Below are 9622 nucleotides of genomic sequence, written 5' to 3'. Positions count from 1 at the left end.
AGCCGGAAAAAACTCCTGACCCTCCGGGGCCCCGGCCTAACGTGTGACAGCCTTGTTGACGGGATGATGGAGGAACCCGTGCGCCTTCCGGTCGCCGCCGCACTGCTCAGCCTGGTCGCCTGCTCTGAATCGACCGAAGGCACCACCCCGAAGCTCGAGGGCCTCATCAATCCGCGGCAGCGGCTCATCACCCCCGCGCGCGTCTGCAACGCCGGTGGCGGCACGGCGGGATGGCGCCTGGAGCTCATCGGCAGCCGCTTCATCCCCGTGCCTCGCGACGCGCTCACCGACACGCCGTCCGTGGAGCTGCCCCTGGTCTCGCTGAGCGGCCCGACCGACTACACGCTCCCCGCGGACCACCTCTTCTTCGCGCGCACCGAGCTCATGCGGATGGACCTGCCCACCCGCGACAGCACGCCGTCGAACACGCTCCCGCCCGGCGCCTATTCGGTCTCCGTGACGAACCCCCTCGGCGGCACCTCCGAGCTCGAGGACGCCCTGCGCGTCGTGCCGCCGCCGGAAATCACCAACCTCACCGCGCCCGACGGCTTCCGCTACAACGCCGCCAGCCCCCTCGTCATCGAAGGCAGCGGCTTCCGCTCGGACGCGCTGCCGCTCATCGTCCTTCAGCGGCAGGGCGAAGAGGATCAGCCCCTCTTCACCCTCACCATCGTCTCCGACACGCGCATCGAAACCGAAGTGCCTCCCGCGACACCGGAAGGCACCTACGCGCTCACCCTCACCAACCCCGAGGGCTGCTCCGTCACGCGTCCCCAGGCGCTCACCATCACCTATCCGAGGCTGGGCGCCCTCTCCGTGTCGCCCGCGAGCGGCCCCGCGAAGAGCGACACGGTCATCACCCTCACCAACACCGCGTCCGGCGCGTCGAAGCCCTTCACGACCGGCACCCACGACGTGTACCTCGTCGCGCCCGTGAAGACGGACCCCGGCCAGACGGTGAACATCCCGCTGTACGACGTGACCTTCGTCTCCTCGTCGCAGCTCCGGGCCACCGTGCCGAATTGCTCGGGCTTCGACTCGCGGCCCGTCACGGATCCCACGTGTCCCGGCGGCATCGTGCCCGGCACCTACGGGTTCATCGTCGCGGACCCCAGCGGTGCCTTCGGAACCCTCCCCGCGTCCTCCGGCTTCACCGTCTCCCCATGAACGCCCTCGCCCTGCTCGCGGCCGCGGCGCTGGCCGCCGCCCCCTCCTCCAAGAAGGACAACGGAGGCCCTCTCTTCATCGCGCCCAAGGTGGGCTTCATCAAGCCCGTCACGTCGCTCGGCGGCGACCTCTTCCTGGGCGGCGAGGTGGGCTACCTCACGCCCCTCCTCCAGCGGCGCCTCGCGCTGGTGCTGGAGGTGAACTACCACCGGCCCTCCACGAGCGGGACGCTGCGCGGGCCCCAGATGGACAACCTGGGCCAGCCCATCGAAGCGCCGTACACGCTCGCCGAGCGCGAGGTGGCCATCCAGCTGTCCGCCGTGTTCCGCTTCCCCCGCGCGCTCGGTCCGCTCACGCCCTACGTGGGCGCGGGCCCTGGCCTGTACCTGCACCGCGCGACGGTGGAGTCGTTCGACAGCACCACCTCGGAGAGCGGCGGCGGGCTGGGCTTCCAGGCGCTCGCGGGCGCGGAGCTGCCGCTGGGTCCGGGCGGCGCCTTCCTGGAGGCGAAGTTCCACTTCGCTCCAGTGGACTTCCTCACCACCGGCGATGTGAACGCGGGCGCGGTGCTCGCCGCCCTGGGCTACCGGCTGCGCCTGTAGTCGAGCGGTGGCTCAGGCCCGTCCCACCGGCGGGCGCAACATCCGGAGCAGGTGCTGGGCCAGCAGGTCTCGCGTGGCCTGGAGCACCGACCCCATCAGGTGGTGCAGCGCCTCCGCGGTGTCTCCGTGGGCTTCGCGCACGCGCTCGGAGCGGCCGTCGAAGATGCGCAGCCGGCCGGGCACCAGCGAGATGACCGGCAGCGACGGGTGCCGCTTGCGCAAGAGCCCCAGGAACAGCGGGTGGTCCTCGTCCGGACGGCGCAGGTCCACCACCACCAGCGCGGGCGTGTGCTCCGCGATGGAGGCGAAGGCGTCATCGGGCTCGCCCGTGGCGGACACCTCCACGTCCGGCTCCGAGTCCAGGAAGCGGCTGAGCAGCGCACGGGACGCCGCATGCGGGCTGACGACGAGGATCCGCATCAGCGGGCCAACGCCTGGAAGGATGCGGAACTCCCACCCGAGGGCGGTACAGGACAACCAATGGCAGGGCGGATCCAGGGCATGGGTGGAGCAGGTAACGCCCGAGCCCCCCTCAAAGCAATCCGCCCCGCGTCCAGATGGCACGCCGTGCCGCCAGGCAGCCAATCGTCCGCGCCCGTGGCTTCTTCCGGCCATGCGGGCCAGAGTGGCGGCGCGCCTTCCAACCCGCTACTTCCCATCCCGCGCGAGTCTCCCCCCACGTCGGTTCCCCCAGAGTCCCGAGCGTCCGCCATCGAGCCCCTGCCCTCCCCCCTCACCGAGCTGCACTACGACAGCGGCACGCTGGTGGCCCCGACGCTGCCCGACGACGAGCGTCTGCACGCGCTCTTCCAGAAGGACGCGCGCACGGGCGTCTTCCGCGCGCCCGCGCGGCACTACCGCGACGTCGTCCTGCGCCTGCGCGAATGCGGGCTGCCCTACGAGGACCGCGCGAAGCGCTTCGAGCCGGCGGAGCTGCCCCTCGCGGTGCCCATCGAGCCGTTTCCGCATCAGCGCGCGGCGCTGGACGCCTGGACGCGCGCGGGAGGCCGGGGGCTGGTGGAGCTGCCCACCGGCGCGGGCAAGACGCTGCTGGCGGTGCTGGCCATCGCGTGGGTGAAGCGTCCCACGCTGGTGGTGGTGCCCACGTTGGATTTGATGGCGCAGTGGCAGGGCGTGCTGGCGAAGCACTTCGCCACCCCGGTGGGCATGGTGGGCGGCGGCGTCAACGACCGGCAGACGCTCACTGTGACGACGTACGACTCCGCGGCGATGCAGATGGAGTTCACGGGCAACCGCTTCGGACTGCTCATCTGCGACGAGTGCCACCACCTGCCCGCGCCCAGCTACCGCTTCATCGCGGAGGGGACGCTCGCACCCTACCGGCTGGGACTCACCGCGACGCTGGAGCGCGCGGACGGCGGCGAGCGAGTGTGCGAGGAGCTCCTGGGCCCGCTGGTGCACCGCACCGGCATCGACGAACTCCAGGGCCAGTACCTGGCGCCCTACGAGGTCCGCCGCATCGAGGTGCCGCTCACGCCCGACGAGAAGGCGCGCTACGACGAGGCGCGAGGCCGCTACATCACGTTCGTGCGCAAGCTGGGCGTGCCGCTCGCGTCGCCGGAGGGTTGGGCGCGCTTCCTGGCGCAGAGTCAGCGGAGCGACGAAGGGCGCGCGGCGTACCGGGGCTACCGGGAGCAGCGCCGCATCGCGCTCACCTCCAGCGGCAAGCTGGACGCGCTCTGGAAGATATTGCTGGAGCACCGCGAGGACCGCGCCATCGTCTTCACCGACGACAACGAGACGGTCTACACGCTGGCGCGCAAGCTGCTCCTGCCCGCGCTCACGCACCACACGCCGCTGCCGGAGCGCAAGGCGCTGCTGGCCGCGTTCGCCAGCGCGGAGCTGCCGGTGCTGCTCACCTCACGGGTCCTCAACGAAGGCGTGGACGTGCCGGACGCTCGCGTGGGCGTGGTGCTCAGTGGCAGCGGCAGCGTGCGCGAACACGTCCAACGCCTGGGCCGCATCTTGCGAAAACGCCCCGGCAAGCGCGCCCTCTTGTACGAAGTGTGCTCCGCGCAGACCGCGGAGAGCGGCATCAGCGAAAGACGCCGGCAACACCGCGCCTACCAGGAGCCGGAGGGATCGCCAGATGCTGACGCGTGAGCTGCTCGCCTCGCGCGTGCGCGAAGGCATCCTGCGCCCCTCCTTCGTGAAGACCCACGACCCGTCCCTCCAGGCGCTCGCGAAGGAGCTGCTCGCGGACGCGGAGTCCTTCCGGGGCCAGAGCCGCGACGATGTAGAGGAGGCCTTCAGCCTCAAGGCCGGAGCGTTCAGCCGCCCCAAGGTCGCGCGCGGGCTGGTGAAGCTGCTCCTCGACCGGCTCATCTTCGACGAGGCCGGCGAAGGCGCCACGGAGGCGCGCTGGCGCACGCTGCTCGTGGGCACGAAGGTGCTGCGGACCCTTCCGCCGGACACCACGCTGGAGGCCTACGAAGCGCGCCTCACGGAGGCCCTGGGCGCGCCGCTGGCGGACACGCGCGAGGCGCTCTACTCGGACCTGCCCGGCAACCGGAAGCTGCTCGGTTGGGACGGCGAAGCGCTCACTCCGCAGGGACTCCTGGACCGCTACAACCTGGCGCTCGCGCAGGGGCCGCTGCTCAACGCCCGGCGCCTCACCCTGCGCGCGCGGTCTCCGGAGCTGCTGCGCGTGCGCAAGCTGTTGCGCTGGTTGAAGTTCTGCCGGCTGGTGGCGGAGGTGCGGCGCGACGGCGAGGACTGGGCCCTGGAGGTGGAGGGCCCTGGCGCCATGCTGTCCCTGCAGAAGAAGTACGGCCTGCAGCTCGCGAGCTTCCTCTCCGTGGTTCCCATCCTGGAGCGCTGGGAGCTCTCCGCGGTGCTGGAGGACGCGCGCAAGCGGTCCACGCTCCAGCTCTCCCACGAGGATCCGCTGGTGTCCCCGCTGCCCGCCGCGCTGGGGCACGTGCCGCCGGAGGTGGCCGCGCTGGCGGAAGGCTTCGAGGATGAGGCCTGGGAGCTGGACCTGACGCCCCTGCCCCGCCACACCGGCGCCGCTGGACTGTGCGTGCCGGACCTCACCTTCCGCCACCGGAAGTCGGGCCAGGAGGTCGCGCTGGAGCTGTTCCACCCGTGGCACGCGGCGCCGCTGTCACGCCGGCTGGCGGAGCTGCGCGCGCGTCCGGACGCGGGGCTGCTCCTGGGCGTGGACCGCGCGCTGGCGAAGGAGTCGGCGGAGCGGCAGGTGCTGGAAGATCACCCGCAGGTGGTGCTCTTCAACGGCTTTCCCTCCGTCCGGAAACTGAGGGAACGGCTCGCGCGATGGGACGGCGCGGCGAAGGCCGGATGAGCGCCGGAGCGCCCTCAGCTCCGCGGTTTGAACTGTGAGGCCAGCACGCTGAGGATGCGGACGGAGCCCCGATCCAGCTGCTTCGCGCGACGCAGGAGCCGGCGCAGCTCCGCGGACTCGCCGTAGTCGGACGGAGGCTCCGCGGCCCACTTCACGTCCTGCGACGGCTTCAGCCCCAGCGCCTCGTCCGCGGAGATGGACAGCACCACGCACAACCGGCGGAAGGTCTGGATGCTGGGCAGCATGTGGCCGCGCTCCAGGCGCCCGTAGACCTCACTGGCGATGCCGATGCGCTCCGCCACGTCCGCCTGGGTCAGGTTCAGGCGGGTGCGGGCGACGCGGGCCGCGCCTCCGAGCCGGGATGCGAGGGTCTTTTCCATGGGGTCGTTAACCTACCGGGTTCGCCCATGTCGATATGACTTGAGAGGTTGGCTTCCAAGAACTTCCGGGGTAGGCTTTTCGCGACACAACCTCTTGCGTCTAGCCCGTCCGCACCACCCATTGCCTTCATGCGAGAGTCCTCCAGCCCACCCAGCTTCCTCTTCGTGGACGCGGATCCGCGTGCGCTGGCCGCGCTGCGGCGGCTCTCCAGGTACCTGCCCGGAGACAAGCGCTTCGCCCTGGGCGTGCGCGAAGCGGAGCGGCTGATGGGGGAAGCGGCGCCGTCCGTGGTGGTGTGCGGCTACGGCCTGCCGGATGGTGACGGGCTGTGCCTGCTCACGTGCGTGCGCGCCCAGCATCCTCGCGCCGCGTGCGCGCTGCACACCACGCATCCCCCGTCTCGCGGGCTGCGGGAGGAGGGCATCACCTGGATGGACCGCGCCGCGCCGCCGCAGCAGGTGCTGGCGCTCCTGACCTCCTTGAGCTGACGGCCGGGCGTTCCCATGGCGTGCGCGGCGGGGAGCGTTAAGGTAGGGACTCCCCCACGCACGCCATGAAGCTCTACGCCATCAGCGACCTGCACCTGCGGCACAAGGAGAACCACGAGGCGCTGGCGGCACTCGCGCCACGTCCGGACGACTGGCTCATCGTCGGCGGCGACGTGGGCGAGACGCTCGCGGAAATGGAGCTGATGCTGCGCACGCTCACCGCGCGCTTCCGCCAGGTCGTCTGGGCGCCAGGCAACCACGAGCTGTGGACCATGCCCTCCGAACAGCCTCCGCTGAAGGGCGAGGCGCGCTACCTGCGCATGGTGGACCTGTGCCACCGCTTCGGCGCGCTCACGCCGGAGGACCCGTATCCGCGCTGGCCCGGCGAGGGCCCGCCCCGCGTCATCGTCCCCATGTTCCTGGGCTACGACTACACCTTCCGCCCGGACACCGTGCCCGCGGACAAGGCGCTGGAGTGGGCCTGGGAGGACGACCTGATGTGCACGGACGAGGTGCTCCTGCATCCGGAGCCCTACCCCACCCGTCAGGCCTGGTGCCACGCGCGCGTGGAGCGCACACGCGCGCGGCTGGAGCGGCTGCCGCCGGAGTGCTCCACCATCCTCATCAACCACTATCCGCTGCGCTACGAGCACGTGCGGCTGCCGCGCATCCCGCGCTTCTCCATCTGGTGCGGCACGCGCCTCACCGAGGACTGGCACACGCGCTACCGCGCGGAGGTGGTGGTGACGGGGCACCTGCACATGCCGGCCACGCTGTGGCGCGACGGCGTGCGCTTCGAGGAGGTCTCCCTGGGCTACCCCATGCAATGGCGTCACCGGGGCGGCCTGGAGCGCTGCCTGCGTGAAGTCCTTCCCGGTCCTCAGAAGCCCGCCCCGCAGCCGTGACGTCGCGAGTCACAACTCGACGCGGGCCGCGCCACACCCAACGTGTTTGACGGTGCGGAGTCCCGGGCGTGTAGTTGCACGCCATGCCCGAGCCCTCTTCCGCTGGCCCCGTCGAGCTCTCCGAGCGCGTGCACCTGCTGGACGCCCTGCGCGGCTTCGCGCTCCTGGGCGTCTTCGTCTCCAACAGCCTGAGCTGGTTCAGCGGCCGGACGCTGCTGCCGAACGAACAGGCACAGGCGCTGGCCGCGCCCATGCTGGAAGCGGTGGTCCGCCAGCTCTACGCCTTCTTCGTGGACCAGAAGTTCGTCACCCTCTTCTCCCTCCTCTTCGGAATGGGCTTCGCGCTGCAGATGACGCGCGCGGAAGGGCGTGGCACCTCCATCGTGCCGGTGTACCGGCGCCGGCTGCTCGTGCTGTTGGGCATCGGCCTGGTGCACATGTTCGCCCTCTGGGTGGGTGACATCCTCAGCACCTACGCGCTGGTGGGCTTCGTCCTGCTGTTGTTCCGCCAGCGCTCGGACAGGACGGTGCTCACCTGGGTGGCGGTGCTCTTCGTCGTCCTGCCGCTCACGCTGTCCATCGCGCAGCGCTTTGGCCCGGAGCTGCTGCACGGCAAGGAGGCCGCGGAAGCCGCCGCCAAGGCCACGCGCGACCTGGAGGCCGCGCACCGCACGGCGTTCCTCACCGGCCTGTCCAGCGAGTCCGTGCTGACGTCGCAGAAGGCCAACGCCCTCTTCGCCTGGCAGAACCTGCCCAACCCGGGGCGTCCCATCTGGCTGTGCATCATCCTGGGCCGCTTCCTGCTGGGCCTGTGGACCGGACGCATGAAGCTGCTGGAGGACGTGGAGCGCCACCGCAAGCTGCTCGTGCGGGTGATGGCCTGGGGGCTGGGCGTGGGCAGCGCCGTCGCCACCCTGTCGTTGGTGCTCTATCTCAGGAGCCGGGGCGCCCCGGGCGGCCCCTGGGGGCAGACCAGCCAGCCGCCGTGGATGGTGGGCATGCGCACCCTGCGGGAGGTGGGCTACCTGTTCATGGGCTGCGGGTACGCGGCGGCCTTCGCGCTGCTCTTCCAGAAGGAGCGCTGGCGCAAGGTGCTGGGCGTGCTCACGCCCGCGGGCCGCATGGCCCTGACGCTCTACCTCACGCAGTCCGTGATCAGCATCGCGCTGTATGACGGCTGGGGCCTGGGGCTGGTGGGCCACACGCCGCCGTCGCGCACGGTGCTCCTGTGCCTGGGCGTCTTCGCGACGCAGGTCGCCTTCAGTCACTGGTGGCTGGCGCGCTTCCGCTTCGGGCCGGTGGAGTGGCTGTGGCGCTCGCTCACCTACGGCCGCCTCCAGCCCATGCGCCTGGCCCCCGCCGGTGAGGCGCGCGCGGCGCACTGAGATGTATCGCTGTATCAGGGCGGGCGCGTGATTTGACGCTGCCGAGGGCGCCAGCATGTAGTGCCCGGCATGTCCGAGTCCCCTTCCGCCGGTCCCATTGAAAGCGCGCAGCGCGTCCACGCCCTGGACGCCCTGCGCGGCTTCGCGCTCCTGGGCGTCTTCATCTCCAACAGCCTGAACTGGTTCAACGGTCGGCTGTTCCTGCCGAAAGAGCAGGCCCTGGCGCTGGCCGCGTCGCCGCTGGAGCTCACGGTCAATTCGCTCTTCGCGCTGCTCATCGAGCAGAAGTTCGTCACCCTCTTCACCCTCCTCTTCGGCCTGGGCTTCGCGCTGCAGATGACGCGCGCGGAAGGGCGGGGCACCTCCATCGTGCCGGTGTACCGGCGCCGCCTGCTCGTGCTCCTGGGCATCGGGCTGGTCCACATGTTCGCCCTCTGGCTGGGCGACATCCTCACCACCTACGCGTTGGTGGGCTTCCTGCTGCTGTCGTTCCGCCAGTGCTCCGAAAAGACGGTGCTCGTCTGGGCGGCGCTGTTCCTGTTCGTGGTGCCCACCGTCTTCTCCATCGGGCAGCGGGTGCTCCCGGTGATGCTGGACGGCGCGGCGGCGACGGAGCGCGCCCAGAAGGCCACGCGGGAGGAGGACGCGGAGCGCCGCGCGGCCTTCTTCGCGGGCCTCTCCAGCGACTCGGTGGTGACCAGCCAGCAGGCCAACGCGGCCTACGGCTGGGCCAGCATCCCCAACCCCAACCGCCCGGTGCTGCTGTCCATCATCCTGGGCCGCTTCCTGCTGGGCCTGTGGGCCGGGCGCCGGGGGCTGCTGCAGGACGTGGAGCGCCACCGTCCGCTGCTGCGGAAGCTGGCCGCCTGGGGACTGGGGGTGGGCAGCGTCATCGGGCTCGTCGTCCTGGCGCTCAACCTCACGTACCGGGGCGTGACGAGCCTGCCGGGGTGGCTGGTGTGGATGCGCATCCCCAAGGACGTGGGCATCCTCTTCCTGGGCGTGGGCTTCGCGGCGGCCTTCGCGCTGCTCTTCCAGAAGGAGCGCTGGCGCAAGGTGCTGGGCGTCTTCACCCCCGCGGGCCGCATGGCGCTGACGCTCTACCTCATGCAGTCCGTGCTCAGCATCACGCTGTATGACGGCTGGGGCCTGGGCCTGGTGGGCCGCACGCCGCCGTCGCTCACGGTGGTCTTCAGCCTGCTGCTGTTCGCGGGACAGGTGGCCTTCAGCCACTGGTGGCTGGCGCGCTTCCGCTTCGGCCCGGTGGAGTGGCTGTGGCGCTCGCTCACCTACGGCCGCGCCCAGCCCATGCGCCTGGGCCCCACCGCGGCGCACGCGGTGAACTGAAGCGGGACAAAAAAAGAACCCC

General features: G+C 71.0%; 10 protein-coding genes. 8 read left to right on the top strand and 2 right to left on the bottom strand.

All coding sequences use genetic code 11. The features are described from left to right. Window positions 1-78 precede the first annotated feature (78 nt). The gene (locus tag D7V77_RS16810) at window positions 79-1167 is read left to right on the top strand and encodes a hypothetical protein (protein WP_147452081.1); all 1089 of its coding nucleotides are present in this window, start codon (window positions 79-81) and stop codon (window positions 1165-1167) included. Then, a complete protein-coding gene (locus D7V77_RS16805; protein WP_120577302.1) occupies window positions 1164-1769 on the top strand; it encodes an outer membrane beta-barrel protein in 606 nt (201 codons plus the stop codon). Before D7V77_RS16810 ends, D7V77_RS16805 begins: the two co-directional genes overlap by 4 nt. Before the next feature lie 12 nt (window positions 1770-1781). Here the strand turns inward: D7V77_RS16805 and D7V77_RS16800 are convergent, their stop codons facing one another. Further along, window positions 1782-2192 carry a response regulator gene (locus D7V77_RS16800; protein WP_120577307.1) on the bottom strand — a complete coding sequence of 137 codons (411 nt, stop codon included), beginning with the start codon at window positions 2190-2192 and terminating at the stop codon, window positions 1782-1784. A 297-nt stretch (window positions 2193-2489) separates the two neighbouring features. On the opposite strand from D7V77_RS16800, the gene D7V77_RS16795 reads away from it, so the two are divergent. Further along, window positions 2490-3893 (top strand): DEAD/DEAH box helicase, encoded by a 1404-nt coding sequence (locus tag D7V77_RS16795; RefSeq protein ID WP_120577306.1) that lies wholly within the window; start codon window positions 2490-2492, stop codon window positions 3891-3893. After that, complete coding sequence (locus D7V77_RS16790; RefSeq protein WP_120577301.1) at window positions 3880-5094, top strand: DUF790 family protein; 1215 nt, start codon at window positions 3880-3882, stop codon at window positions 5092-5094. The genes D7V77_RS16795 and D7V77_RS16790 overlap by 14 nt, the downstream gene beginning before the upstream one ends. A gap of 14 nt (window positions 5095-5108) precedes the next feature. Here D7V77_RS16790 and D7V77_RS16785 read toward each other — a convergent pair whose 3' ends face one another. Then, a complete protein-coding gene (locus tag D7V77_RS16785; RefSeq protein ID WP_014399416.1) occupies window positions 5109-5474 on the bottom strand; it encodes a helix-turn-helix transcriptional regulator in 366 nt (121 codons plus the stop codon). Window positions 5475-5603: 129 nt separating this feature from the next. Between D7V77_RS16785 and D7V77_RS16780 the strand changes: the two genes are divergently transcribed. From D7V77_RS16780 to D7V77_RS16765, 4 genes are all read left to right on the top strand, one after another. After that, entirely contained in the window at window positions 5604-5963 is a 360-nt protein-coding gene (locus D7V77_RS16780; protein WP_120577300.1) for a response regulator transcription factor, read from the top strand. A 65-nt stretch (window positions 5964-6028) separates the two neighbouring features. Next, a complete protein-coding gene (locus tag D7V77_RS16775; protein ID WP_120577299.1) occupies window positions 6029-6868 on the top strand; it encodes a metallophosphoesterase in 840 nt (279 codons plus the stop codon). Window positions 6869-6951: 83 nt separating this feature from the next. Beyond that, entirely contained in the window at window positions 6952-8253 is a 1302-nt protein-coding gene (locus D7V77_RS16770) for a DUF418 domain-containing protein (protein ID WP_120577298.1), read from the top strand. A gap of 69 nt (window positions 8254-8322) precedes the next feature. Then, window positions 8323-9600, top strand: coding sequence for a DUF418 domain-containing protein (locus tag D7V77_RS16765; protein ID WP_120577297.1), 1278 nt, complete (start codon window positions 8323-8325; stop codon window positions 9598-9600). The last annotated feature ends 22 nt before the right edge of the window (window positions 9601-9622 follow it).

This window comes from Corallococcus sp. CA041A, assembly GCF_003612075.1.
GTDB lineage: Bacteria > Myxococcota > Myxococcia > Myxococcales > Myxococcaceae > Corallococcus > Corallococcus exiguus.
The sequence above is the reverse complement of the archived record's forward strand: the minus strand, read 5'-3'. Positions and strand labels throughout refer to the sequence as shown.